Consider the following 24,596-nt stretch of genomic DNA (forward strand, 5'->3'; position numbering starts at 1 on the left):
ACAGGTCCCCTGCTCGAAGCGCGTCCCCCTCCCCTTGAAGCCATCCCCTCTGCCTGCTACCCTTTCTCCTCTACAGTCACTTTTTCCAAAGGAGAGCGCATGCGCCCGGCCCTGCTCCTGTTGCTGGCTATCCTGCTCCATGTCCAGCCTGTCTCTGCCGCCCGGTCCTTCGTCGACATCTGGGACGATGCCGTCCCCCTATTGCACGACGGGGTGGATATCATCGCCTCGGGTGAGGACCCCTCCGAACGCAGCTGGGCCGAGGTCCTGACGTTCCGCGATCCCAAATTTCAGCGCATCGTCTCCGAATGTTTCGCCATCCTCGCGGATTCCCAGGCTCTGGACCTCATCGCCAGCCGGGATGCCGCCCGGGACGAGATAGCTGCAAAGCGCCAGAAGATAGCCGCCTTGCAGCAGGAGCTCGTTTCCGCACCTTCTTCACACTGGAACCCGCTCAAGGCCACACGCAGCAGCCTGCAGGAAGATATCGCCGGATTGCGCAAGGAGATCACGGAGCTGGAACACGGCCTGGAGGCGGACAAGGAACGCATCTTTGCCGAGATCTCCGCCCGCGGCCTGCCTGTCAGCCGTGAGCAGCTGGAAACCATGCTGAGCGCGGCCGACGGCAAGGATACCGCCCGCATCATGGCCGTAGCCGAGAACATCAGCGCCATCCAGCGCAGCATAGAAAATCAGCTGGCGGCCCCGGACGCATCTGTGGAACTGCTCCAGACCTATACGGGCATCTACATGATGTGCAACAAAGTCTATGTCTACGCCCTGCAACAGGCCTTGCAGCAGATCGACAGCCGCTACCTCGGCCGTCTGGAAAAGATCAGGAAAGAAGCCGCCCAGTTGCAGGAACACGCCCGCAGCCTGCTTTCCGGGGCAGAAGAGACGGACAGGAAGATCCTGGAAGTGAACATCGCTGCCAACCAGAGGACGCTGGATGCCGTGGACCTCTACAACCAGTATCTGTCGCGCCAGAAAAAGCATTTGCAGCAGTTGCTGCAACGGGCAGAAAAATCCTTCAAGGTGGCCGTTAATACCTATCGGACCGTCAAGACCAGCAGCGACCTGCTGGGGATGATGCACACGTCGGAAGCGGATTTTTCTCGCATCTTCGCCTTCCAGCCGCCTGACCTTTCTTTGCTGTACGATGCGCGCTTGCGGCAGGAGTTCGACGACATCACCAGTCGTCTGCGGGCAGCGGAATAAGGCTGGATGTCCCAGGAACAGCAAGAGCTCTCCTCATTCGAGGAGAGCTCTTTTATGGCATTTCATGCACCGCCCCAGGGCATGTACTGTACGGCAGGCTACCACATGCCCGCCTGCCCGCGCATCACACAACAAGACTGGTGGGGATGTTCGAAAAAGTCTGCGACGCTGCTGCGCCCAAACCACGGCAGGCTGAACGGCGAGAGGGCTTTCTATTTTACGCCTGCGGCATGCAGAAGGTCAAAACTCACAACAAAAAAAGGCTGGTATTGCTACCAGCCTTTGCTTCCACTTGGTGCCGAAGGGGAGAGTCGAACTCCCACTCCGTTGCCAGAACTAGACCCTGAACCTAGCGTGTCTACCAATTCCACCACTTCGGCACAACAGAAATTTATTTACGCCATCAGCTCCCGTCTGGCAAGCATTTTTTGCACACCTTTTTCTGTTTTGCGGGAATATGATTTTTTTATTCTTTATTTTCAGCTTGATAGAGTGATATTTGACAGATGTTCCGCATCGGGATAATCGACATTTTTGTCCCGGCACAGCTGAAACTGCCGGAGGATCTCCATGCAAAAAAGCTCTTGGCATTACTGGCAGCAATGGCGTCAGCGTTTTCCCCTGCAACGGGATGTCCATTTCGATCAGGGGATTCTGAGCAATGCTTACTGCCGGGACTGCCGATACTGTTGCGGCCCTCAGGACTGCGCGACCCCTTTCCCCATGAAACTGCTGCCTGCGCAGCAGCATGCCCATCTGGAGAGGGACTTTTTTCTGCTTGCCCCTGATACGGCCTGCCTGGACGACAGAGGCTGCAAATCCTGCGGAGCAGAAGGCTGCCTTCTGCCCCGGCCACGGCGGCCTGTGGCCTGCAGCCTGTTCCCGTTGGTCCTGCTCGATACGGGCCTTTATCTGTATAAGATCTGTCCGGCGGTCCTTTTCCTGCCGCTGGACCACTGGCTCGTCATGGCCCGGGAGGCCGTAGACTGGCTTGTAACGCTCGCTCCGGAGGACCTGAAGCAGCTCGCCATCCATATTCCGGAAGCTATCGTGCGGGAACGCTTCATCAATCTGGAGCTTCCCCTGCCCTTTTCACCCCGAATGCCGGATCCCGCGCGTCAGCCTGTCCAAGGCTGACGCAATGGTCCGATTCCGGCCTTCCCTCTCCAGGAGAACTCATGAAACGTCTCTCTACCCTCCTCATGCTGACGACCTGTCTGGCCCTCAATGGCTGCGGCCTGCTGGGCGATTCTCCCGAAACGCCCGAATACAAGCCCAGCCCTGTGGAAAATTTTATGGCCAATGCCGTGCCCGGTGATATCACGACCCTTTCCGATCCCGCCTTCGGGACGGATGTGCGCGTGAGCATGGAAGACAGCTTCTTCTCCGCGGCCGGTGAAGAATGCAAGCGCGCCACTGTCCGCAACAATTTCAATGAAGCCGAGATCATCGTTGCCTGCCGCAATGCCCAGGGCCAGTGGCGGCTGGCGCCCCGCGTCTGGGGCCAGGGCATGCGCCCCGCTGTCGTGACGGCTTCCCAGACGGAAGGGGACAAGAAATAAGTCCGGATCTGTTACTATGAAAAAGCCTGTACTTCTTTTGCTGCTGTGCCTGCTGCTCCTGCCGCAGGGCGTGTGCGCCGCTGATGCTCCGGCACCCTACGGGGCCAATCTTTTTCAGGGCAATTTCGGCCAGGGAGGTGCCGCCGGCGCCATCGCACCGGGCGACAGGGTCGTGCTGCGCCTGTGGGGCGGAAGCCTCAATGTGGATACGATCCTTGAAGTGAGCCCTGCCGGACAGCTGGACATCCCCGAAGTCGGACAGCTCAACGTGACCGGTCTGGCCCAGGACAAATTGCAGGATGCCTTGCGCAGCAAGCTGGCGGCCTCCGGCCATGCCGACAGCCAGATCTATCTGGCTCCCATGGATGCCCAGCCCATCACCCTGTTCGTCACTGGTAATGTCCCCAAGCCCGGTCGTTACAGCGGTTCGGCGGCCGACCCTCTGCTGAGCTATCTGGACAAGGCGGGCGGTATCGATGCCGGACGGGGCAGCTACAGAAACATCCAGGTTCGCCGCAACAATCAGGTCGTGACAACAGTGGACCTGTATCCCTTTATCCGCGAAGGCAGCATGCCCCCCATCCGTTTCCAGAATGGCGACATCATCGTGGTCCCCGACAAGGGGCCCACGGTCACGGTCACGGGCAAGGTACGCACCAGCGCCCGCTTTGAACTGCCGGAAGGCAAGACCTCGGGAGCCAGCCTGCTGAAGCTGGTGGACCCCGACAGCAGCGCTTCACATATCGCCATCAAGGGTGTCCGCAACGGCAAGCCCTACAATACGTATCTGCCCCTTGGCGAACTGGCCAGCCTGCAGCTGGCGGACGGAGATACCATCGAGCTGCTGGCGGATGCCGCGGGCAATACCATAACGGTCACGGTACAAGGGGCCGTGCGCGGAGCCAGCCGTTTCCCTGTGCGCCGCGGCGCACGCCTGGACGAGGTGCGCAACTTTATCGCTGTCGAGCAGGGACGTGCGGACCTGAACGGCATGTACATCAAGCGCAAGAGCGTGGCCGAACGCCAGAAGAAAGCCATTGCCGACAGCCTGCGCCGTCTGGAAGAATCCGCCCTCACCGCCTCATCGGCCAGCACGGAAGAATCCCAGATCCGCGCCAAGGAAGCGGAAATGATCGCCAAATTCGTGGAGCGGGCCAAAGCCGTGGAACCGGAAGGCGTCGTCGTCCTGAGCGACGGCCAGAAGATCGGCGACATCACGCTGGAAGATGGCGATGTCATCGTCATCCCGGCCAAGAGCGATGTGGTCCTCGTCAGCGGTGAAGTCATGATGCCCCAGGCCATGCTTTGGAGCAAAAACAATGACCTGGACGATTATATCAAGGGCGCCGGCGGTTATAACAGCCGTGCGGACCAGGACACCGTGCTTGTCATGCATCCCAACGGCTCGGTAAGCCATGATGGCGACAATATCCGGCCCGGGGACCAGATCCTTGTCATGCCGCGGGTGGCTTCCAAAAACATGCAGGCCGTCAAGGACATCTCCCAAGTCATGATGCAGGTGGCCGTTTCGGCCCGTGCCATCCTGGGCCTGCCCACCCTTTACTGAGCCATCCTTTCCTTTGCAAACACAAAAACAGCCCGCATGGTTCACTCCATGCGGGCTGTTTTTGTAACCGGGAAAAGCAGCAAATCCCCTTACCGGACTATCCTGCCAACAGCATCCCCATGCCGGTACACAGCAGGATGACGGCATGCGCGGCGCCGGACAGCGCAAGCGCAAGCAGAAAAGCTGCCCTCTGATGCCGATTCACGCCTAGATACGGTCGAAGTACAGGCCTTCGAGGAAGCGCTCCATGGCCTCGTCTGCCTGACTGATGAACTGTTCCAGCGGGAAATGCTTGCCACAGAAAGGACAGCGCATGAAGGCCTCGTGGCAGGTACGCGCGATCTCCAGCTTGTGATCGCATTCAGGACAGGACAATGTCGTCTGGGCCTGCCGGGCTGCAAAATAAGACATGTTTCCTCCCTTGTGTGCTGAGGAACGCACACGATGCCGCCCCTTATGCCGGGACTGGCAGCACCTGTCAATTGTTCTTTTTTGCACACTTGCTTATCCGCGTTTCTTCGCAGGCCCGTTCGCAGAAATTATGGTTGACCATAATTTATAAAATAAAAATAATCAAATAAATAAAATATCTTAAAAAAATTACTGTATCGGGATCTCTCTTTTTTTCGGGCGTTCACGTCCAGGATGGCAGCCAATTTTCTGGAATAGCGGTAAATTTGCTTCATAAAATATATAACAATGTAAAATAACTACTTTTTTTATTGAAGTCCTGACATTTTTGTTTAAAATTATCAAACAAAAATATTTTTTTATTGAATTGACAAAACAGACCGCCTGACATGATAACTTTTTCACATAATGGCCGCGGGCAACGGCCATACAGGGAGAAAACGGCGGGGCGCATGGTATGCGGACAGACATGTCCCCTCCTGTATTGGATGACCGAAGGACCAGCCGCCTTTGCGGCGGTATGTAGCGATCTCTCAAGAAGGAACTCATCATGGCTGGAAAAGAATCCACCCCCAAGCGCTTCTCGGCGCCTGCCTATTATCTGCACACTGTCGTCTGTCTGCTCATCATGTTCGGCTTTGGCCAGCTACCGCCCGTGGAACCGCTGACGCCCCTGGGGATGAATCTCATCGGTATTTTCCTGGGTGTGCTCTACGGCTGGGTCTGTATCGAGATCGTCTGGCCCAGTCTGGCCGGCCTGCTGGCCCTGATGCTCATCGGCGGCATGAAGCCCATGATGCTGCTCAACAAGAGCTTCGGTGACCCTGTGGTCCAGATGATGTTCTTCATTTTCGTCTTCTGCGCCACCATCAGCCATTATGGTCTGTCCAAGTTCATTTCCCTGTGGTTCATCACCCGCAAGTTCGTTGCCGGGCGGCCCTGGGTATTCACCTACACCTTCCTGGGCTCCATCTTCATCCTCGGCGGCCTGACCAGTGCCTCTCCGGCCGCCATCATCGGCTGGAGCATCCTCTACGGTGTCTGTGAAGTCTGCGGCTTCAAGAAGGGCGACGGTTACCCCACCATGATGGTGTTCGGTATCGTGTTCGCTGCCCAGGTGGGCATGTCCCTCATTCCCTTCAAGCAGGCTGCCCTGACCGTGTTCAGCGCCTATGAGACCATGTCCGGTGTGGGCATCGACTACGCCAAGTACATGCTCATCGCCCTGCTTATCTGCGCCGTGTGCTCGCTGCTCTTCATCGTCATGGGCAAGCACATCTTCCGTCCCGACATGAGCAAGCTCGTCCATCTGGATGTGAGCAAGCTGGACAAGGACGGCAGCCTGGTCCTTTCCCGCGTGCAGAAGGTCATCCTGGCCTTCCTGTTCCTGCTGGTCATTCTGCTGCTGGCCCCCAACTTCATGCCCAAGGACTTCTTCCTGACCCGCTTCCTCAAGGGCATCGGCAATACCGGTATCGTCATCCTGCTGGTGACGGTCATGGCGGCCATCAAGGTGGAAGGCAAGGCTCTGCTGAATTTCAAGGTCATGGTGGACTCCGGCGTCACCTGGGGCATCGTGCTGTTGCTGGCCTTTGTGCAGCCCCTGTCCGGTGCCATGGCCAAGCCTGAAAGCGGCATCACTCCCTTCCTGATGATGGCGCTTGATCCCATCATCTCCGGCGGCACCCCGCTGACCTTTGCCCTGTTCCTGGGCCTGGCCGCTACCCTGCTGACCCAGGTCATGAACAACGGCGCCGTGGGTGTGGCCCTGATGCCTATCATCTACAGCTACTGCCAGGCGGCCAACGTCAGCCCCGAACTTCCGCTGATCATGGTGGTCATGGGCGTGCATTTTGCCTTCCTCACGCCTGCCGCCAGTGCCAGTGCAGCCCTGCTGCACGGCAACGAGTGGTCGGATTCCAAGGCCATCTGGAAGACGGCTCCTGCCGTCATCCTCATGTCCTATCTGGTCACCGCGGCCATCACGATCATCGTGGGCAAGGCTATCTTCTAATCACCCTTGCGGGACGAAGCCTTCCTACGCGGGCGGGCAGCCTTAGGCTGCCCGCCTTTTTGCGTCTGTCCGGCAAGGAAGGTAGGCCCAAAGGGCTGGGCGGCAAGCTCGATGAAATGCCGCCGCAGCGCATCCATCAAGGCCTGGGCCTGGGGGCTGATATGCTTGTGCCTGCGGACAAGTATACCGTACAGCACGTTGGGCAGCAGATGATCCAGAGGGCAGCTGACGATGGAGCTCCAGTCCGAACCGAACATGGTCGCCCGGTAACACAGCTCGTCCATGATGGCCACTCCGACGTCGCAGCGGACGAACTGCATGATGAGGTGATAGTTGTTGACGCTGATGACGGTATTCTTCTGCAGGCGGCGTGCCGCGTACTGCAGGGTCGGCGTCGGCTGTTCACTCTCTTCCAGCGATGTCTGGAAAACAACAAAGGGCAGGCGCTCCAGATCCGCTTCTGTGGGGATGGGGGGGATGTCCCAGATGCTGTCCTTGCGCATGACCAGCAAGGGACGGGCCTTCAGCAGGATCTCCATGGTATCCAGCTTGGGCAAGGCCGTCATACCTGTCAGGCCGAAATCAAGGCGGGACTCCTTGACCGCCTGGACGATCTCGGAGGAAAGGGCGCGCTGGATGCGGATGTTGACCTGAGGATTCTCCGATCGGAACGCAGCGATGGCATCCACGGCCATGATGGCTACCGGCAGGGTCGCCCCCAGGAAGATGTCGCCCTGCAGGCGGCCGTCCGTAGTCCCTACGGCAGAGCGCATGCTCTGCAGGGTCTCAAAGGTCGTGATGGTCCAGCCCAGCAGTTTTTTGCCTTCAGGGGTGATCTGAAGGCTTTTTTTGTATCTGTCGAACAGGACCGTGTTGAGCTCGGTCTCCAGCGAACGCAGCTGATAACTGATCGTTGAGGGATTTCTGTGCATCAGTTCCGCAGCTCTGCGCACGCTCCCCGTTTTAGCAACATAATAAAAACCGCGTAACCATTGAAGAAAATCGCCATTCAACTCAGGAATCATCACGCCCTCCAATGTTTAGTTTTTTGAAACAATATTTGATTTTTATTGATTTGACAATACAGCAGTTTAGCATGATTTTTTATTCACAAACGCTGGGCCAGCCACTGAGGATTGCCCGACCGGCCCGGCGATGACTGTCCGCTAAAAAATCACAACCAGGATATTGCTATGAAGATGACCAAACACCCTCTCGGCACGTTAGTGGAAACCGACGTGCTCGTGATCGGCTCCGGTGCTTCGGGCTGTGGTGCGGCGCTCGGCGCGCGTGACCAGGGCCTCGACGTAGTGCTGATGGACAAGGGCAAGCTGGAAAGCTCCGGCTGTATCGGCGGCGGCAATGACCACTATATGGCCGTCCTGGATGAGCCCGGTGAAGCCCACGACACCGTGGAAGACCTCATCAAGTTCTACGCCAAGCCCCTCAATGGCTGGTCGCCTGCCATGCTGCAGAACGGCTGGTACGCCCACATGAAATATTTTCTGGATGTGCTGGGCAAGGCTGGTGTGCAGTTCAGCAAAAAGGCTGACGGCACCTACCTGCGCACCCAGGGTTTTGGTCAGCCCGGCCGCTGGTGGGTCCATATCGCCAACGGCATGACCATCAAACGCGCCATGGCCCGCATCGTGCGTGATGCCGGCATCAATACGCTCGACAACGTCATGGCGGTCAAGATCCTCACCGACAACGGCAAGGCCTGCGGTGCGCTGGGTTGGAATGTCCGCACCGGCGAATTCGTGCTGGTTCGCGCCAAGACCGTTGTTTCGGCCCAGGGTCGTTCGGCCACGCGCGGCACGGATAACTCCACCCACAATCCCTTCAACGTCTGGATGTACCCCTATAATACCAGCGCCGGTGTGGTGCTGGGCTATGATGTGGGCGCCGCCGTGACCGAACTGGACACCTATCAGCGTGCCACCATGCTGCCCAAGGGCTACGGCTGCCCCGGCATGAACGGCATCAACAGCTCCGGTGCGCATGAAATCAACGCCCTTGGCGAACGCTTCATGGGTAAGTACGACCCCATGATGGAAAACGGCGTGCGCAACAACCAGATCCAGGGCACCTTCCAGGAACAGATGGAGGGGTCCGGCCCGCCATTCTACATGGATATGCGCCACGTGGACAAGGATGTCGTGCATGAACTGCAGTATGTGCTCATGCCCGGCGACAAGGCCACCTTCGGTGACTGGGCCGACTGCACCGGCACCGACTTCCAGCACAAGCTGCTGGAAGTGGAGATCGGCGAGCTGATCTTCGGCGGCACCATCGCCGTCAACGACACCTTCGAGACCACTGTGCCCAACCTCTTCTGCGGCAGTATCTTCCTGTACTGCTCCGGCGCCATGTGCGGTGGCTACGAAGCCGGTCGCCAGGCCGGCATGCGCGCTGCCGGCATCACCGAAGCCGGCAAGATCAATGAAGATCTGGCCGCCAGCGTCAAGAAGGACGTGTTCGCTCCCATGCAGGTGCCCGCCGACGAAGGCGTCAGCTACAAGGAGATCGAACAGGCTACCCGGAACGTCATGAACTACTACATGGGCTTCCGTCGCTCCATGGCCGGCATGGCCCGCGCCCTGGAAAAGATCCGCTTCCTGTCCGGCCAGGCCGACCGCCTGCACGCCGACACCCTGCGCGATCTCATGCGCTGCCACGAGTCCCGCGATATCCTGACGGTCTGTGAACTGGCCATCCAGGCCACCATGGAACGCAAGGAGACCGGCCGCTGTGTCTACAAGCTGCGGGATTACCCCGAGCTGAATCCCGACATGGCCAAGCCGCTGCTGCTGATCCGCGGTGAAGACGGCCCCCGTTTCCAGTGGGGCAAGGCGCCGCTGCTGTAATGCCCGCGGCATCCTCATGCACTTTCCAAGGAGTTTGTAATCATGCCCCCGAGATATAGCCGTGAAATAACGCGCCCCGTCGTGCTGGGCGCCCAGCTGAAAGAGCAGTTCCGCACCTCGCCCTGCGAAACTTCCTGCCCCATCGGCAATTCCATCCAGAAGATGAACTCGCTCATCGAAAAAGGCCAGTTCACCGAAGCCCTGCGCTACCTGCGTGCCAAGAACCCCTTCCCGGGCATCACCGGCCGCGTCTGCCCCCACTTCTGCATGGATGCCTGCAACCGTAAGGAAATGGACGGCTGCCTGAACATCCGTGCCCTGGAACGCGCTGCCGAGACCTTTGCCGAACGCGGCAACGTCTTCTTCAAGCGTCGTCCCGCCACCGGCAAGAAAGCTGCCGTCATCGGCGGCGGCCCTGCCGGTCTGACGGCCGCCTACTTCCTGGCCCTGCTGGGCCACGAAGTCACCATCTACGAAGCCGAGCCCCTGCTGGGCGGCGTGCCCCGCTACGGCGTGCCGAACTTCCGTCTGCCCCGCGATGTGGTGGACCGCGAAGTGGGTCTGGTGCTGGAAGCCGGCGTGCGTGCCCGCGTCAACACCCGCGTGGGTGTGGACATCACCATGGAAGAGATCTCCGCCCGCTACGATGCCGTCATCGTGGCCACCGGTGTGCCCGCTGAAAACAGCCTGCCCATCCCCGGCGCCGAAAAGGCCGTCAAGGCCGTGGAATTCCTGCGTGCCGCCGCTCTGGGCCAGAACACCGGCAAGATCGGCAAGAATGTCGTCATCATGGGCGGCGGCGGCGTGGCCTTCGACTGCGCCTTCACTGCCCGCCGTCTCGGCGCCGAGAACGTCCATGTGATCTGCCTGGAAAAGGCCGGCGAGATGCGCGCTCCTGCCGAAGACCTGGAACTGGCCGCCAAGGAAGGCGTGCATGTGCACAATTCCTGCACCATGTCCGCCATCCGTACCGAAGGCGACAAGGTCACCGGCGTGGACTACTTCGAAGTCAAGGACTGCCACTTCGACGAAAAGGGCAAGCTGACCCTGGAAGCCGTGCCCGGTGGCGAGCATGTCCTGGAATGCGACACCGTGATCTTTGCCGTGGGCATGAAGACCGACCTGGCTTTCCTGGGTGAAAACGCCGGTGGTCTGGAACTGACCCCCCGCAACTGGATCAAGGTGGACGAAAGCCAGCGCACCTCCAAGGCCGGTGTCTTCGCCGCCGGTGACGTGTCTGCCGGCCCTGCCTCCATCGCCCGCGCCGTGGGCGACGGCCGCCGCGCCGCCTTTGCCGTGCACCAGATGCTGACCGGCACCAGCAGCCGCGTCTACGTCCTGAACGAAGAAAACATGATCGAAGACTGCGACGCCATGGGCAGCGACACCGCTCCCTACGTGGTGCAGTACGCCGACATCTACGGCATCGCCCAGTATGAGAGCGTTCCTTCCGAAAAGGAAGCCGAAAATGCCTGTACCAAGGCTTTTGCCGAACTCAACCTGGGTCTGACCATCGAACAGGCTCAGAAGGAAGCCGCCCGCTGCTTCCACTGCGGCCACTGCAAGGCCTGCGGTACCTGTGTCGAGGACTGCCCCGGCTATGTGCTGGAGATGCGTCCCTACCAGGAAGCGGAACGGCCCGAAATGGTCCATGGCGAAGAGTGCTGGCACTGCGCCAACTGCCGCACCAGCTGCCCCTGCAGCGCCATCGGCTTCACATTCCCCCTGTTTATGCAAGTCTAGCATGATGGAAAGGGCGGATCGCATGATCCGCCCTTTTTAAGATTGCACCAGACCCCCTGAGGCGCCTTTTTCGCCTCCGGGTCTGTTTCTGCACCCAAGTTTCCGGGCTTTGCCCAACAACTACTGTCTCTCTGGAGGAAGGATTATGAAAAAGATCTGGTGTCTGCTGCTGGCAGCAGCCATGGTGACGGGAGCCGCCCAGGCAAGCCACGCTGTAGACTTCAAGGCCAAGGGGGTATGGCTGGCGAGTTTCCAGTATGGTCAGAACGGTAACTTCACCAATGGCGGGCATACCGGCTATGACCCGAGCGAAGACGAGTTCGAGGCCCGTTCCCGTGTCCGTCTGGTCATCGACGCCGTGGCCGACGAAAACCTTTCCGGTCAGGTCTACTTTGAAATCGGTAAGTCCATCTGGGGCAAGGCCGAGGATCCCCAGGGCGGCATGGCCATGGGCGCCGACAAGAATATCGTGAAGCTCAAGCGTGCCTTCATCGACTGGCGCGTGCCCGATACGGACCTCAAACTGCGCATGGGTATCCAGGGCATCGGTCTGCCCTACATGGCCATGGGCGGTCCCACCGTCTTCCAGTCTGACGTGGCCGCCATCACCGCCAGCTACGTTTTCAATGAAAACGCTGCCATGACGGCCTTCTGGGCCCGTCCGTACAACGACAACTATGTGGGCAATGCCGACGGCGACCAGAAGAATTTCATGGACAACATGGACATGGCCGGCCTGATGGTGCCCCTGACCTTTGACGGCGTCAAGCTGACCCCCTGGGGCATGTTCGCCTCCATCGGTTCCAACACGTTCCGCAATGACAGCTCCAAGAGCTATACCTACGTCGGCAACAAGATCAACGGTGTCAACGGCGGCTATGCCCTGAGCGGTCTGTTCCCCCTGCGTGCCGACCTGCTGAGCCACAAGGAAAAACTCAATGCTTACGGCACGGCCTGGTGGGGCGGCCTGAGCGGCGAGATCACCAAATGGGATCCTTTCCGCATCGCCTGGGATTTCTCGTACGGCAATGTGACCTATGACGACGGCTCCCTGAACCGCTCCGGCTGGCTGGCTGGCCTGCTGCTGGAATACAATCTGGACTGGACCAAGCTGGGCCTGTTCGGCTGGTACAGCTCCGGTGACGACGACAACGTGGGCAACGGTTCCGAACGCCTGCCCACCATCAGCAACGACTACGGTCCCTGTAGCTTCTCCGGCACTTTCATGGGCCCGGACATCAATGGCCTCGAACGTGACCGCGTCATCGGCAACAACCTGGTGGGTACCTGGGGCGTGGGCTTCCGCCTGAAAGACATGAGCTTCCTGGAAGACCTCAAGCACACCTTCCACATCAGCTTGCTCGGCGGTACCAACGATCCCGGCATCCTGAAGAAGTACCACGAGCGTACCGGCGAATGGATGGCTCCCAACAATCCCGAAGGCACCACCAAGGTCGGTCGCGAGAACCTGTACCTCACCACGCGTGACTACGCCCTGGAATTCGGCCTGCTCAACGAATACAAGATCTATGACAACCTGCAGGTCAACCTGGAAGCCAGCTACATCGCCTTGTGGCTGGACAAGTCGGATGACGTCTGGGGCCAGAGCCTGACCGGCGGCGACCATCGCGACATCCGTGATGCCTGGAACGTGAGCGTGCTGTTCATCTACTCTTTCTAGCCAGCCCTCCTGAACAATGGCACGGCCGTATCTCCACTACGGCCGTGCCCAAAGGAAAGACCATGATCGAAAGAATCGATGCCGCTATCTGTATCGGCTGCGGCGCCTGCGTGGAAAAGTGTCCTCTGGACGCCCTGCGGCTCGGTGAGGACGGCAAGGCTTTCATCGCCTATGCCGACGACTGTATGACCTGCTATATCTGTGAACGGCTGTGCCCGTCAGGCGCCATCTTCGTGCATCCGTTCCGCGAAGAACTGCCGCCTGTTTTCCCCGATATCCCCAAGGCTCTGGGCGGAGGACTGTAAGATGAACATGCATCATATCACGACGGACGTCCTGATCATGGGCGGCGGTTCCGCCGGCCTGTGGGCCGCCTACCGCTGTTCCGAACTGGCCCCTGAAGCCCGTATCTGCATCGTGGACAAGGGCCCCCGCGACTGGGGCGGTCTGATGACCATGGCGGGCGGCGATTTTGAAGCCGTTCTTCCCCCGGACAATGTGGATGAGTGGGTCCAGGACTTCATCTATTATTTCGACGGTCTCTGCGACCAGGACCTCATGGAGGAGATTCTGAAGCGCTCTGCCGACCGCCTGCATGACTACGAACGCTTCGGCTGCGAATTTTTCAAAAAAGAAGACGGCAGCATGAAATACGTCCCCCAGCGGGGACTGGACCATGTGAAGCTGTACCCGGCCCAGCTCAAGGGCCGTGGCGGCGAGCTGATGGTCAAGAACATCGTGCGCCAGCTCAAGCAGCGCTCCGTGGAGCGGGTGGGACGCATCCTGCTGACCGAGCTGCTGCAGCAGAACGGCCGCGTCTGCGGTGCCCTGGGCTTCGATACCATCAACGGCGATTTTTACCGCTTCGACGCCCGGGTGGTCATTGCCGCCAGCGGCATGGGCGGCTGGAAGACCTCGTACGGCAAGAATACGCCTACCGGCGAGACCATGCAGATGACCTATGAAGCCGGCGCGGTCCTGCAGAACCTGGAATTTGCCCGTGTCTGGAACATGCCCCGTCTTTTCGGCTGGGAAGGCCAGACCGTGCTGATGCCCCTGGGGGCGCGCTTCGTCAATGCCGAAGGCGAGCCCTTCATGGAGCGCTACTCTCCCGTGCTGGGCTCCAATACCGACCCCCACTACACCACCATGGCCATGGCCATGGAGATCCGGGCCGGTCGCGGTCCCATCACCTTCGACCTGAGCCGCATCCAACAGGAGAACCTGATCCTGCTGCGCCCCCAGAACGGCTGGCAAAAGCTGAACTATGACAAGCTTTCCGCCCTGGGTCTGGACCTGTTCCGGGATTCCACGGAATGGGTGCCCCAGATGACCGTTTCTTACGGCGGTCTGCGGGCCGATGCCTGGGGAAACACCAATCTGGAAGGCCTCCTGGCTGCCGGTACGGCCCGTGCCACCGAGCCCGGTGTCTACGCCGGTGGCTTTGCCCTGATGACCACGTCCGTGCTGGGCCATATGGCCGGTGAGAACGCGGCCCACCTGCTCCAGACGCTGCCGGAAGTCAAGAGCGACCTGTCCGACGCGGAAATCACTGCTCGCCAGCAGGCCCTGTTCGCTCCTCTGGGCAAGGAAGGTCTTACTCCCAAGGAAGTGCTGACCTCCATCCAGAAAACGGTCTTCCCCTACGGGGTCTCCATCCTCAAGAGCGAACGCAGCCTTCAGGCCGCGCTCAAGGAACTGGAGCGCATCCGAGAAGAAGACCTGCCGCGCATGGTGGCAGCGGATCCCCACTACCTGCTCAAGCTGCATGAGACCCGCGGCGTGGCCTTTGTCAGCGAAATGTACGTCCGGGCCTCTCTGGAACGCAAGGAGACCCGTGCGGGCCATTACCGCGAAGATTACCCCGTGCGTGACGATTCCCAGCTGGCCTGGCTCTGCCTGCGCAAGGATGCGGACAGCAAACCGGAATTCTTCCGCGTCCCCGTGCCGCTGGAAAAGTACAAGCACCCTGTGACCCGGTACTACCAGGATAACTTCGCTTTCCCGACCAGCGAAAGCGCCAAGTAATCCCCACCTCCTAGACGGCCCGATGCCATGCCCTCCCCCGGGCAGGAGGCACCCCCGCTTCCTGTCAGACGAAGGGGCGGCAGGAATACCTGCCGCCCCTTCTGTTTTGGCCGATGCCTGTCCGGCTCCCCGGACACAGGCATCGTGTCTCTGCATGTATTTTTTTCAAAGCAGGCTGGCCAGGATGGGCTGGCTCCCTGCCTTCCAAAGCGCTGCATTCTGTCTGGCTGCAGTCCTGCTCAGTCATCCACAGGGGCCTTGCAGAGCCTAAAGATTTTTCCAGAACAGGAACAATGAGCCCAGCCCGAATCCTTCATCGGCCTTTTCCTGTTTGTTCCCTTCCATCGGAGGCTGGCTGACGATGGCGGCAGCCCTGGCCCCCAGATCCTGCACCTGCCGCAGCACGCTTTCATCCATGCGGTATAAGGAAAACTGCCAGTTTTTGGTCTTTCCGTACAGCCAGCAGGCGGATTTGCCGCCGGTGGCCATATCGAGACGGATGGACAGCAGACGCACATCGCTCCGGCTCCGCCAGCCTCGGTTGCCGCCGAACAAAAAATTCCCCAGTCCCCAGGCCACGAAGGTCTTGCGCGGCGAGGCCTCGAGGGTCTCGAACCCGCCGTAGCAATGACTGTGGGCGAAAAGGATGATGTCCGCCCCTGCGGCGGCAAACCAGTCCGCCCAGAGGCGCTGGCGATCCGAAGCCTCGGAAAAACCTTCGTTCCCGTCATGGGAATACAGGATGATACAGGCCTCCGGCTCCCGGGCACGTAATGCCCGCACGGTTTCCAGCAGCTGGGGATAGGACAGCGTGACGATCCGGGGCCCGCTGCCTATCTGCGACATGGGCGATCCCGTCAGCAGGTAGATCGGCGGTTCTCGTTGGGGCAAAAGGGACAGGGGCGCAAAGGTGCCGCGGTCATGCAGGCCGTTGTGGCGGATACGGGCCCCTTCCAGCACCGCCATCAGATTGGCCGCCCCCTCTTCCAGGCCGTCGAACACATGGTTGTTGGCGGTACAGGCAGCACCATTGGCAAACGCCATCTGGGGGAACAGCAGCCCGTCGGCATGGAAGACGAAGGTATTCTGCTTGGAGACGGAAGAAAGACCGGCGATCTCGCAGTTCCACAAAAAAATGTCCGCCTGCTCCAAACGCCGGCGGGTCAGAGGGCCGAAAAGCTCTCCAGCCTGGGGCGCTTCGAGCATCCGGCCACCCAGCAGCACATCTCCGGCCGCCAGGATCTCCAGCACGCCTTCCGCGGCCATGACCGGCCCCGACAACAGCAGGAGCAAGCCTGCACATCCCAACCACTTTACCCATGCCATGGTCATGCGCTGTACCATGATGCTCCTTCCCTCCTGTCCCGAATACATCTCTGTTCCCCTCTACGCCGGGGCAGCGGGACAGACAAGAGAAATCTCTCCGGCAGGCAGCAGAGGCAGGCAAAAGGCGCATGGCCTTTCCCCGTAGAGAGGTATATGCTGTCTTCTGCACGGCAGGCAGCACCCGGCCCTGCCAAGGAGGAACCATGCGCATCTTCACCCAGGAAATCATCGTCGCTCCCCAGCATATCGACATCCAGAACCGCGTCAGCAACCTGTGCTATGTGCAGTGGATGCAGGATCTGGCCATCAACCACTCCACTGTCCAGGGCTGGGGCGTGGAACGCTACGAAGCTGAAGGGCACGGCTGGGTCGTCCGCCAGCATACCATCACCTACAAACGCCCTGCCCTTGCCGGGGATGTCATCACCGCCGCCACCTGGGTAGCCGAGCTTGCCTCCCGCCAGAGCCTGCGCCGCTATCTGTTCTGGCGCGCCGCTGATCGCAGCGTCCTGGCCGAAGCGGCCACGGTCTGGGTCTATATCGACATGGCGACCGGCCGCCCTTCCCGCCTGCCCGCTGCCCTGCAGTCGGCCTTTGAGGTCGTGACAGACGACAAGGAAGTCTTGCAGCTCCTGCAGGGCTAGCCGTCACCAAAAGGCAAGTCTACCTGTTTTCAGTAAGTTTTTCCCCGCTCTCCTGTCCATGACAGAGCGGGACAGACCGCTGCACATCGAGCCGCGAAAGAAAACTGGCGGCCATCTGCGACTTTTCCCGGTGGGCAGGCCGCAAAAAAGGGAGGCAGACGAATCTCCCTCCCTTTGTGATGGCAGATGGCTGCATATTGCGGCTGCAAATCTCTGGGCCGCTGCGATGCCTCAACTCAAATCAGCATCGGCACAGGCCAGATTGCTGTCGATGCCGTAACGTTCGCGGAAGCGCTCCTCGGCCTCCGAGTCGCCGATGAGATAAAGGGCATCCCCCAGAGCGAAGATATAGCCCGGATCAGGGTTGACGTGCATGGTGCCGGTATTGTCGCGTACGGCCAGCACACTGCACTTGGTCTTGTTGCGGATGCCGCATTCCATCAGGCTTTTGCCTTGCAGCTGTCCGCGGATGGTATAGCGGAAGACGAGCAGGCGCTCATTCAGCATCATCATCTTGTCCGGAGCCAGCAGATTGATGATGCTGTTGCTCACCAGCGAAGCCAGGGAAAGCACCTGGTCCGCACCGGCGCTGTGCAGGCCGTTGACGTTACGGTCCAGCGAGGCACGGCAGAGGATCTGGGCGTCCGGCCGCAGACGGCGGCTGTAGATGGTCAAATAGATATTGGCGTCATCGTCATGGGTAGTGATGATGATGGTGCGCGTCTTGCGGATGCCGGCCTTTTCCAGAACGGCAAGATCCGCGGCATCCCCGTGCACATGGGGGATGGCGCCGGAATTGATGTGCGGCTGCCGGTCCACGATCACCGCAGGGATCTTGCGGCGCGCCAGGTTCCGCGCCACGGCAAGGCCCACCCTGCCGCCGCCGAGGATGACCACGGGCACGTTCTCCATCTCTGCCTTTTCCGGCTCGCTGATCAGGCGGTCGAACGTCCGCACCTGTTTTTCCGTACCGGCCACCACCAGCACGCTGCTTTCCGTGAACATGGTATGCGGCCCGGGCAGCTGGAAAGCGCCGCGATCCCAGACGCCGACCACGTTGATGCCCGTTCGTTCGCGCAGGCTGCAGTCCAGCAGGGTCTTGCCGGCCAGACTGCTGTGCATCACCGGGGCTTCCGCCACCACCAGACGGCCGAAGCGCCCCATGATGCTGGCCCGCTGGGATGAACGGACCACCCGTCGGGCCATGGCCTCACCCAGCACATTATGGAACTGGAACACCCTGTTGCATCCTGCCAGACGCAGGATGTCCGTCGCATCGGGATTTTCCACCCCCGCGGCGATGACCACCTGCGGCGCGGCTTCACGGGCCGAGAAGACGATGTTGGTACTGCGGATGTCCGTATCCATGACCACCAGCATGGCGGCCGTATCGGCGTGCAATTTCTGGTAGGTCTTCACGTCGTCATGGTCACCGGCAGCCACTTCATAGCCCTGGTCGAGCAGGTCCAGACCGGTCTGGGGATCATTGCACAGCAACACACGCCGGATACCATGGCGCGCCAGGTCGTCGGCCAGGTTGAGGGTGATGGGACCGCTTCCGGCGATAAGCACATGCCCCCTGATCCCGGCAGGCAGACGGCGCGGCACCATGTCCTTTTTCTGGCTTTCCAGCCACGGCATGTAAAAATGCTGGATGAAGGTGAAGGGCATCATGATCAGGAAAAAGATCACGCCCGACATAAGCACGATGATGGAAAAGATGCGGCCCGGATCAGAGGAAAAGGTGATATCCCCGAAACCGAGCGTAGACATCACGGTCAGCGTCCAGTAGACCCCGGTGATCCAGGAATGTTCCTTCCCTTCATATTCCATGAGCCAGTGGAAAATGACACTGTAGGCGGCGATCATGATGCACAGGGTAATAAAGAAGCGCCGCAGCACGATCATATTGTGCTTTGCACCGCGCTCGTGCAGGAAGGTCATGATCTGTGATGGTAGATATTTCATGCGCACCAGTCTGTTGGCTGAAACAAGGTATTTTTTGAAGATACCAAAACAGTCAGGCTACGCAAGCACCTCTTTGCGCCCCTGCCCGGGCAGGAATAGGACGGGCGAAGCGGGACAACAGCACAGGAACAGGAAAGCCCCGTATCTCCTCATAGATCGGGAGACGCCTGCCCTGTCCTTCTCGGCATTTCTGGGGCGCGCCACAGGCTGACGGCAGCGACTTACCAGTACAAAACGGTGTTTTCATGATACACACCCGACACGAATAATGCTTGCCCCAATAAAAACATTCGGATGCCGGATGCCTTCCATCCCATACCTGCCCACATCCACGACAGCCCGTAATGAAAAAGGGCGCCCCGAAGGGCGCCCTTGCCTGTGAAGACTAATTTTCTTCCGAGAGGCGGCGGAAACTTTTCTTTGCCGCGCCACAGACCGGACAGCGCCAGTCATCGGGAAGATCTTCAAATTTGGTACCGGCAGGGATCTTGTGACGTCTGTCGCCACGATCCGGGTCGTAGACATAACCGCAATTCACCATCTGGCAACGCCACATGTCCTGAGCTTCAGCCATAACAATCTCCTTTGAAGGATCGGGACGGAACAAGTCCGTCCCGGAAGCGTGTGCTTACTTCAAGCCCTTGGCGGCGCAGGCTTCACAAATACCGTCAAATTCCACACGGGAATCGACGATGGAATAAAAACCTTCCACCTGCATACCTGCCACAGAGGGTACCGGCAGAGGTTGCATGACATCACCAATGCGACCGCAATGGATGCAGCGCACATGCTGATGCCAGGAAATATCGCCATCAAATCGTTTTGTCGTCCCTGCGGCTTCGAGCCTGCGGATCTCGCCGGTATCCGCCAGGAAATCGAGGTTGCGATATACCGTGCCGAGGCTGATGCGGGGCAGGCGCTCACGGACGATGCTGTACAGCTCATCCGCTGTGGGGTGTGTTTTGACTTTTCTCAGTTCTTCAAGGATGACAGCACGTTGCCTAGTCATTCTGGTCTGTGGTTGGGCCATAGCAAACTCCAAGTATTTAATAAACATTACTATTTAAACCTGTCATTGTCAAGCTATGACCGCAAAGAAAAAACTTTTACTGAGCCTTTTCCGGCCAGACCAGCAGCACGGCCAGATCCATCACATTCGTCCGTGTGGGACCGGTTCGCAGCAGGGCGCCGCAATGGTGAAGTATCGGATAACTATCGTTTTCTTCTAGGGCATGACGTGCCTGTTCCACTCCCGTAACAGACAGATTCCCGGCCCAGGCGCATCCCCCGGCAGCGTCCGTGGGGCCATCGGTGCCGTCCGTACCGGCAAACAGGGCGCAGACATACGGGCAGTCCTGCAAAGCCAGGCTGGCTGCCAGCGCCATTTCCTGATTGCGCCCTCCCCTGCCCCTGCCGCGGAGCGTCACCGTCGTCTCACCGCCGGCCAGCAGGCAGAGAGGCTGTGCATCCGCCGGCAGTTCGGCCGCCATCTGCCGGGCCTGCGCCACCAGCAGGGCCGCCTTCTCCCGGGCTTCCCCCACCATTTTGTCCGTCAGGATGACAGGACGGAAGCCCTGTTGCCGGGCCTGCTCCGCCGCCGCATCCAGAGCCTGCCGGTTGGTGGCGACCAGGGCATTTTGCACATGCCGGAACAAGGCATCCCCCGGCTTGGGCGTCTCAGCTTCCTGACGCAGACAGCCTTTGTGAAGATGATCCAGGACAGCAGGCGGCATGGCCGGTGCCAGCTCGTAGCGGGCAAGGATGTCCATGCAGTCCGCAAACGTCGAAGCATCGGGCGCTGTGGGGCCTGAGGCGATGACATCCAGAGCGTCCCCCACCACGTCGGAAACAATCACGCTCACCACACCGGCAGGAGCAGCCGCCCGGGCCAGCTGGCCACCGCTGAAGCGGGACAGATGCTTCCTGACGGCATTGAGTTCCGCGATGGTCGCACCGCTGCGCAGCAGCAGCTCCGTTACCTGCTGCATATCTTCCAGAGTGACGCCGGGCACCGGAGCCGGCGTCAGGGCACTGGCCCCGCCTGTGAGCAGACAGAGGACAAGATCGTCTGCCGTCGTCCCGGCGGCCAGCTCCAGCAATGCCTGCGTGGCTGCTGCACCTGCCGCGTCCGGGACAGGATGGGCGGCCTCCACCTGGGTGATCTGCCGTAACGGCAGACCGTGGCCGTACTTGACCACCAGCAGCCCGCTATGGATGCGATCCCCCAGCAGTTCTTCCACGGCAGCGCCCATGGGCGCGACCCCTTTGCCGGCTCCCAGTACCAGCAAACGGCCCCGGCGCGGCAGCGGCCAGCGCTTCCCGTCCACAAGCAGGCTGTCGCCTTCCAGACAGACATGCCGCATCAGGGCCGCATCGGGAGCCACAGCCCGCACCCCGGCATCAAAAATGGAATACAGTACGGCTTTGCGGGCTTCCAGTTCCATCACGATCTCTCCTGAAAAAAAAAGGCCCACGGCGGTATGCTTTCCGTGGGCCCGGAACGACAGGGCTATTCCTTTCCGGCAAGGTAGGGGCCATCCCCCTGACAGCGACGGCACAGATCGCCCAACACTGCCGGATACCATTCCCCGCAGCGCGGGCAACGACGCACGACGCCTTTGCCCTTCTTCACCAAAAAGTCAGGATGGATACGCACAGGAGCGGCCTGGAGCAGGTCCATGCCGGCCGTACGGATCTCTTCACGCAGCAGTTCCGGCTCCTGCTCACGCTTGGGCTTTTCCTTGAGGAACCAGGCCCGCACATGCGGGTAGGCATCCAGTGCCTCCACGTTGAGACGGACGCGCGTCCCTTCCCCCGTATATTTGTCATACAGGGAAAGGGCATAAATACCAAAATGATAGACCTTCAACCAGCCGTTGCCCACCGTGCAGGGGGTCAGCAGCTGGATGGCATCCGGGAGACACTGGACCGTTTCCGAAACGGCGTCGTACAGGATGCCTTCCGGCAGGGTACGCCGTGCCATTTCCACCATATATCCGCCGATGATGACCCCGGGGGCCACATGGCCATGAAAATCCTTTACCACGGCCACAAAGGCGTCGTGATCCCACTTTCCGATCCGCATGCGTGTCTCCATTGAAAATCCTGCGACTCTTCCGCATATTGCCCGACCATCCGCGGGCTTCCTCTTCGGCCTTTCGGGAAGGCCAAAATCCGAAAGTCCAGGCACGCAAGGACACCAGACAGGCCGCCTGCCGTGCCGAAGGACCTATTTTATAAAGATACCCGCTTGTTGCAGCCCTGTAAACTGCATGGGTCGGAAAAACCTTCCCAAAAGGAACGATCAAGCGCGCATAGCCGCACCCGGCAACCGTCCGGACTCCAGAAAAAACTGCCCCGCAGGATCTCTCCCTGCGGGGCAGCAGACAGACTGTGACTTACTTTCCTTCGGCGCCGCCGCCCTGGGGAGGCATGTGGCACGGACGGCAACCCGGTCCCAGCATGGCCGTATGGCAGCCATAGCAGGAACGCTCGGAATTCTTGGTATGATACGCCCAGAACAGACTCTGGGGATCACGCTCCCGCGTCCCCTTCAGGGAGTGGCATTCTTCGCTTGCGCCACAGGACACATAGGCATCCTTGGCATCAGAGGGGGCCGCGTGATGACAGACATCGCACTCCACGCTCTCATGGGTAGCGTGGTTGAACTTCACCCACATCTTTTTATGTTCTGAACTCTTGAGCTCGATGGGCTTGTCCGGAGCCTTGGCGTCGCCAGCCACGGCCCAAGTGGCCGCGCCGCCGATCAATGACAGCATACATATCGCAATGAGCGCTCGTTTCATGCGTTACCTCGTAGTGACCGCTGGCCGCAAGGCAGCCACGGCAGCTCGTGCTAAAACGTGTTCCAGAAAGCGGGATGGATGGGCTGCAGGCCTTTTTTGGCCGCGACCATATCCATATGGAGCATCCCCAGCGCCAGGACGTCCAGATCGGGCGTCGTATCGCGCTCACGCAAGTCAACCGCCGGGCAGTAGGTCTTGCAACGGGTGCACCAGTCCAGGCGCTCGCCCAGGGCATTCCCCGCTTCTTTCAGGATCTCCATGACACCTGCCCCTTCTTCGCCGCAGAAGGGACAAGCCCCGCGGCGGAAGGTCCAGTCCGTGCCGCACAGCGAACAGTGGAGGTGCTTTTTGCCGCCACCGCCCGCCAGGAACGCGTTTTTCTCATCAAAAACAGGCCGGTCCAGATACGCTATGGAAGGCCCGGATCCACAGACAGGGCAATAGCCCTGCCGCCAGGCACCTTCCACGTTCCAGGGGGCCTCCTTCCCGTTCCCATGCGGCGACAGCTCCACCAGGGCCCGCAGGACAGGCCCCAGCATAAAGCTGAACGCGAACAGCAGCACCTGCACAGGGATATCCAGATGCGCCGCTATCTTTCCCACGCTTTCGGCACTCTCGGCCGTTTCATTGAGCACGGCTTCCGCCAGGGCCACCGGAGCCTCAGGCCCCTGTGCAGCATCCAGGAAGAACGCCCGCAGCTTCGCCTCATGCGGCCTGACCACATCCTGGGCCGCAAGCAGCGGGATCAGGGTCTCGGCCGCGGCCCTGAGGGCTGTCCCGATACCGGCAAGCGACATCTCCGCCAGCAGCGGATAGCCCTGTGCGGCCCGCTCACGCTGCATCTCGGGCAGACGGATGCCGGCAGATTCCAGCAGGGGCTTGAGCTGTTCGGGCAGCGCGGCCCGGGCAGCCAGCAGCGGGGCAAAGGCTTGCAGGACAGGGGACAGGACAGGACGGCGGGCAAGGATACCGCTGACGGTTTCTTCCACGCTTTGACAGGATGCGGCCATGGATACTCCGGCTAACGAAGCCTGCGGGCTTCGGAGAGAGGGTGGGAACAGGGAGAAGGCAACGACATTTAGCCGAAGGTCGCGTATTCGTGATAAAACTCGGCTTCCTCCGCAAGCAGGTAGATCACGCTGACTTCGTCAGGATCTGCCAGGAATGCCTTGGGATGAGTCTTTTTGACGACCTCCAGCCGCTTTTTGGCAAGGGCCAGGATCTCGTCCCGTTCGCCAAAGGCCATGGCCCCGGTGGGGCAGGTCTTGACGCAGGCGGGCAGCATCCCGGCAGCGACGCGGTCGGCGCACATGTCGCACTTGGCAAGGGTCTTTTTAACCTTGTCATACCTGGGGATATTGTACGGACAGGCATGGATGACGTCTGCCATGTCCTGCTCGCTGAGCTTCTGGATCTTGTCGGTCACCAGCACGGCACCGGTCTTGGGGTCCTTGATCATGGCGCCGGGCACGGCCATGTCGGCCACGTCCACACAGATGGGCGTGACGCAGTGGCGGCACTGGTCCGGGAAGAAGTTCCAGACCACGTTGCCCTGCTTATCCAGATGCTCGTGGAAACGAACGATCTTGTAGTTGTTGGGGTTCAGATCCGGCGGATTCTGATGGCTCCCCCGCTGCTTGGTCTCGTTGGCGGGCAGATCGTGCCATTCCTTGCAGGCAAGCTGACAGCCGCGGCATGCCGTGCAGCGTGTGGTATCGACTAAAAATGCTTTCGGCATATCTTTGCTCCTTGGGGGGCGTG

The 24,596-nt window shown here is 60.1% G+C and carries 22 protein-coding genes and 1 tRNA gene; 11 read left to right on the plus strand and 12 right to left on the minus strand.

What is annotated here, in order from left to right; all coding sequences use genetic code 11:
• Positions 1 to 99 precede the first annotated feature (99 nt).
• Positions 100 to 1,218 (plus strand): hypothetical protein, encoded by a 1,119-nt coding sequence (locus ACQRBR_RS08600; RefSeq protein WP_427812774.1) that lies wholly within the window; start codon positions 100 to 102, stop codon positions 1,216 to 1,218.
• 293 nt (positions 1,219 to 1,511) lie between these two features.
• Here the strand turns inward: ACQRBR_RS08600 and ACQRBR_RS08605 are convergent.
• Positions 1,512 to 1,598 (minus strand) — tRNA-Leu (locus ACQRBR_RS08605).
• Positions 1,599 to 1,788: 190 nt separating this feature from the next.
• On the opposite strand from ACQRBR_RS08605, the gene ACQRBR_RS08610 reads away from it, so the two are divergent.
• Genes ACQRBR_RS08610 through ACQRBR_RS08620 form a run of 3 tightly spaced genes read left to right on the plus strand, consistent with a single transcriptional unit; the run spans position 1,789 to position 4,347 of the window.
• Positions 1,789 to 2,355, plus strand: a complete 567-nt coding sequence (locus ACQRBR_RS08610; protein ID WP_427812775.1) for a hypothetical protein — start codon at positions 1,789 to 1,791, stop codon at positions 2,353 to 2,355.
• A gap of 41 nt (positions 2,356 to 2,396) precedes the next feature.
• Positions 2,397 to 2,780 carry a DVU3141 family protein gene (locus ACQRBR_RS08615; protein ID WP_303880995.1) on the plus strand — a complete coding sequence of 128 codons (384 nt, stop codon included), beginning with the start codon at positions 2,397 to 2,399 and terminating at the stop codon, positions 2,778 to 2,780.
• A 16-nt stretch (positions 2,781 to 2,796) separates the two neighbouring features.
• Positions 2,797 to 4,347: a polysaccharide biosynthesis/export family protein gene (locus tag ACQRBR_RS08620; RefSeq protein ID WP_427812776.1), complete on the plus strand. Its 1,551-nt coding sequence runs from the start codon at positions 2,797 to 2,799 to the stop codon at positions 4,345 to 4,347.
• 207 nt (positions 4,348 to 4,554) lie between these two features.
• Here the strand turns inward: ACQRBR_RS08620 and ACQRBR_RS08625 are convergent, their stop codons facing one another.
• Positions 4,555 to 4,758, minus strand: coding sequence for a dual CXXC motif small (seleno)protein (locus ACQRBR_RS08625; protein ID WP_303880992.1), 204 nt, complete (start codon positions 4,756 to 4,758; stop codon positions 4,555 to 4,557).
• Positions 4,759 to 5,308: 550 nt separating this feature from the next.
• Between ACQRBR_RS08625 and ACQRBR_RS08630 the strand changes: the two genes are divergently transcribed.
• A complete protein-coding gene (locus ACQRBR_RS08630; RefSeq protein WP_427812777.1) occupies positions 5,309 to 6,772 on the plus strand; it encodes an SLC13 family permease in 1,464 nt (487 codons plus the stop codon).
• On the opposite strand, the gene ACQRBR_RS08635 is transcribed toward ACQRBR_RS08630, so the two are convergent.
• Complete coding sequence (locus ACQRBR_RS08635) at positions 6,769 to 7,797, minus strand: LysR family transcriptional regulator (RefSeq protein WP_427812778.1); 1,029 nt, start codon at positions 7,795 to 7,797, stop codon at positions 6,769 to 6,771. The two genes, ACQRBR_RS08630 and ACQRBR_RS08635, sit on opposite strands and share 4 nt — an antisense overlap.
• A 168-nt stretch (positions 7,798 to 7,965) precedes the next feature.
• Between ACQRBR_RS08635 and ACQRBR_RS08640 the strand changes: the two genes are divergently transcribed.
• The 5 genes from ACQRBR_RS08640 to ACQRBR_RS08660 all read left to right on the plus strand — a co-directional run bounded on the left by ACQRBR_RS08640 (position 7,966) and on the right by ACQRBR_RS08660 (position 15,091).
• A complete protein-coding gene (locus ACQRBR_RS08640; protein ID WP_303880987.1) occupies positions 7,966 to 9,639 on the plus strand; it encodes an FAD-binding protein in 1,674 nt (557 codons plus the stop codon).
• Between the two features lie 42 nt (positions 9,640 to 9,681).
• Positions 9,682 to 11,382 (plus strand): FAD-dependent oxidoreductase, encoded by a 1,701-nt coding sequence (locus ACQRBR_RS08645; RefSeq protein ID WP_427812779.1) that lies wholly within the window; start codon positions 9,682 to 9,684, stop codon positions 11,380 to 11,382.
• A 145-nt stretch (positions 11,383 to 11,527) separates the two neighbouring features.
• Positions 11,528 to 13,063, plus strand: a complete 1,536-nt coding sequence (locus tag ACQRBR_RS08650; RefSeq protein WP_303880983.1) for an outer membrane homotrimeric porin — start codon at positions 11,528 to 11,530, stop codon at positions 13,061 to 13,063.
• 62 nt (positions 13,064 to 13,125) lie between these two features.
• Positions 13,126 to 13,368, plus strand: coding sequence for a 4Fe-4S dicluster domain-containing protein (locus ACQRBR_RS08655; RefSeq protein ID WP_006005330.1), 243 nt, complete (start codon positions 13,126 to 13,128; stop codon positions 13,366 to 13,368).
• Between the two features lies 1 nt (position 13,369).
• On the plus strand, positions 13,370 to 15,091 hold the full coding sequence (locus tag ACQRBR_RS08660; RefSeq protein WP_427812780.1) for an FAD-binding protein: 1,722 nt from the start codon (positions 13,370 to 13,372) through the stop codon (positions 15,089 to 15,091).
• A gap of 267 nt (positions 15,092 to 15,358) precedes the next feature.
• On the opposite strand, the gene ACQRBR_RS08665 is transcribed toward ACQRBR_RS08660, so the two are convergent.
• Entirely contained in the window at positions 15,359 to 16,384 is a 1,026-nt protein-coding gene (locus ACQRBR_RS08665) for a CapA family protein (protein ID WP_427812781.1), read from the minus strand.
• A gap of 236 nt (positions 16,385 to 16,620) precedes the next feature.
• Here ACQRBR_RS08665 and ACQRBR_RS08670 point away from each other — a divergent pair, with 236 nt between their 5' ends.
• On the plus strand, positions 16,621 to 17,061 hold the full coding sequence (locus ACQRBR_RS08670) for an acyl-CoA thioesterase (RefSeq protein ID WP_321031242.1): 441 nt from the start codon (positions 16,621 to 16,623) through the stop codon (positions 17,059 to 17,061).
• Positions 17,062 to 17,292: 231 nt separating this feature from the next.
• Here the strand turns inward: ACQRBR_RS08670 and ACQRBR_RS08675 are convergent, their stop codons facing one another.
• From ACQRBR_RS08675 to ACQRBR_RS08710, 8 genes are all read right to left on the minus strand, one after another.
• Positions 17,293 to 19,029: a potassium channel family protein gene (locus ACQRBR_RS08675; protein WP_168936289.1), complete on the minus strand. Its 1,737-nt coding sequence runs from the start codon at positions 19,027 to 19,029 to the stop codon at positions 17,293 to 17,295.
• 385 nt (positions 19,030 to 19,414) lie between these two features.
• Positions 19,415 to 19,603 (minus strand): rubredoxin, encoded by a 189-nt coding sequence (locus tag ACQRBR_RS08680; protein ID WP_168936417.1) that lies wholly within the window; start codon positions 19,601 to 19,603, stop codon positions 19,415 to 19,417.
• A gap of 54 nt (positions 19,604 to 19,657) precedes the next feature.
• A complete protein-coding gene (locus ACQRBR_RS08685; protein ID WP_040369377.1) occupies positions 19,658 to 20,059 on the minus strand; it encodes a Fur family transcriptional regulator in 402 nt (133 codons plus the stop codon).
• A gap of 76 nt (positions 20,060 to 20,135) precedes the next feature.
• Entirely contained in the window at positions 20,136 to 21,473 is a 1,338-nt protein-coding gene (locus ACQRBR_RS08690) for a glycerate kinase type-2 family protein (RefSeq protein ID WP_427812828.1), read from the minus strand.
• A 65-nt stretch (positions 21,474 to 21,538) separates the two neighbouring features.
• Entirely contained in the window at positions 21,539 to 22,114 is a 576-nt protein-coding gene (locus ACQRBR_RS08695) for an FmdE family protein (protein WP_239465054.1), read from the minus strand.
• A gap of 313 nt (positions 22,115 to 22,427) precedes the next feature.
• Positions 22,428 to 22,808: a cytochrome c3 family protein gene (locus ACQRBR_RS08700; protein WP_168936419.1), complete on the minus strand. Its 381-nt coding sequence runs from the start codon at positions 22,806 to 22,808 to the stop codon at positions 22,428 to 22,430.
• Positions 22,809 to 22,885: 77 nt separating this feature from the next.
• Positions 22,886 to 23,845: a formate dehydrogenase accessory protein FdhE gene (locus tag ACQRBR_RS08705; RefSeq protein ID WP_303740098.1), complete on the minus strand. Its 960-nt coding sequence runs from the start codon at positions 23,843 to 23,845 to the stop codon at positions 22,886 to 22,888.
• A 68-nt stretch (positions 23,846 to 23,913) separates the two neighbouring features.
• A complete protein-coding gene (locus ACQRBR_RS08710) occupies positions 23,914 to 24,573 on the minus strand; it encodes a 4Fe-4S dicluster domain-containing protein (RefSeq protein WP_303879124.1) in 660 nt (219 codons plus the stop codon).
• Positions 24,574 to 24,596: the final 23 nt, after the last annotated feature.

The sequence above is a fragment of the Desulfovibrio sp. SGI.133 genome, assembly GCF_050313955.1.
Classification (GTDB): domain Bacteria; phylum Desulfobacterota; class Desulfovibrionia; order Desulfovibrionales; family Desulfovibrionaceae; genus Desulfovibrio.

Bases quoted from the DNA above. Each gene is read 5' to 3' on its own strand.
- ACQRBR_RS08705 (WP_303740098.1), bottom strand. From the start codon at position 23,845: ATGGCCGCATCCTGTCAAAGCGTGGAAGAAACCGTCAGCGGTATCCTT.
- ACQRBR_RS08650 (WP_303880983.1), top strand. From the start codon at position 11,528: ATGAAAAAGATCTGGTGTCTGCTGCTGGCAGCAGCCATGGTGACGGGA.
- ACQRBR_RS08710 (WP_303879124.1), bottom strand. From the start codon at position 24,573: ATGCCGAAAGCATTTTTAGTCGATACCACACGCTGCACGGCATGCCGC.
- ACQRBR_RS08700 (WP_168936419.1), bottom strand. From the start codon at position 22,808: ATGCTGTCATTGATCGGCGGCGCGGCCACTTGGGCCGTGGCTGGCGAC.
- ACQRBR_RS08615 (WP_303880995.1), top strand. From the start codon at position 2,397: ATGAAACGTCTCTCTACCCTCCTCATGCTGACGACCTGTCTGGCCCTC.
- ACQRBR_RS08630 (WP_427812777.1), top strand. From the start codon at position 5,309: ATGGCTGGAAAAGAATCCACCCCCAAGCGCTTCTCGGCGCCTGCCTAT.
- ACQRBR_RS08645 (WP_427812779.1), top strand. From the start codon at position 9,682: ATGCCCCCGAGATATAGCCGTGAAATAACGCGCCCCGTCGTGCTGGGC.
- ACQRBR_RS08600 (WP_427812774.1), top strand. From the start codon at position 100: ATGCGCCCGGCCCTGCTCCTGTTGCTGGCTATCCTGCTCCATGTCCAG.
- ACQRBR_RS08610 (WP_427812775.1), top strand. From the start codon at position 1,789: ATGCAAAAAAGCTCTTGGCATTACTGGCAGCAATGGCGTCAGCGTTTT.
- ACQRBR_RS08620 (WP_427812776.1), top strand. From the start codon at position 2,797: ATGAAAAAGCCTGTACTTCTTTTGCTGCTGTGCCTGCTGCTCCTGCCG.
- ACQRBR_RS08675 (WP_168936289.1), bottom strand. From the start codon at position 19,029: ATGAAATATCTACCATCACAGATCATGACCTTCCTGCACGAGCGCGGT.
- ACQRBR_RS08670 (WP_321031242.1), top strand. From the start codon at position 16,621: ATGCGCATCTTCACCCAGGAAATCATCGTCGCTCCCCAGCATATCGAC.
- ACQRBR_RS08680 (WP_168936417.1), bottom strand. From the start codon at position 19,603: ATGGCTGAAGCTCAGGACATGTGGCGTTGCCAGATGGTGAATTGCGGT.
- ACQRBR_RS08660 (WP_427812780.1), top strand. From the start codon at position 13,370: ATGAACATGCATCATATCACGACGGACGTCCTGATCATGGGCGGCGGT.
- ACQRBR_RS08685 (WP_040369377.1), bottom strand. From the start codon at position 20,059: ATGGCCCAACCACAGACCAGAATGACTAGGCAACGTGCTGTCATCCTT.
- ACQRBR_RS08640 (WP_303880987.1), top strand. From the start codon at position 7,966: ATGAAGATGACCAAACACCCTCTCGGCACGTTAGTGGAAACCGACGTG.
- ACQRBR_RS08625 (WP_303880992.1), bottom strand. From the start codon at position 4,758: ATGTCTTATTTTGCAGCCCGGCAGGCCCAGACGACATTGTCCTGTCCT.
- ACQRBR_RS08655 (WP_006005330.1), top strand. From the start codon at position 13,126: ATGATCGAAAGAATCGATGCCGCTATCTGTATCGGCTGCGGCGCCTGC.
- ACQRBR_RS08695 (WP_239465054.1), bottom strand. From the start codon at position 22,114: ATGCGGATCGGAAAGTGGGATCACGACGCCTTTGTGGCCGTGGTAAAG.
- ACQRBR_RS08635 (WP_427812778.1), bottom strand. From the start codon at position 7,797: ATGATTCCTGAGTTGAATGGCGATTTTCTTCAATGGTTACGCGGTTTT.
- ACQRBR_RS08690 (WP_427812828.1), bottom strand. From the start codon at position 21,473: ATGGAACTGGAAGCCCGCAAAGCCGTACTGTATTCCATTTTTGATGCC.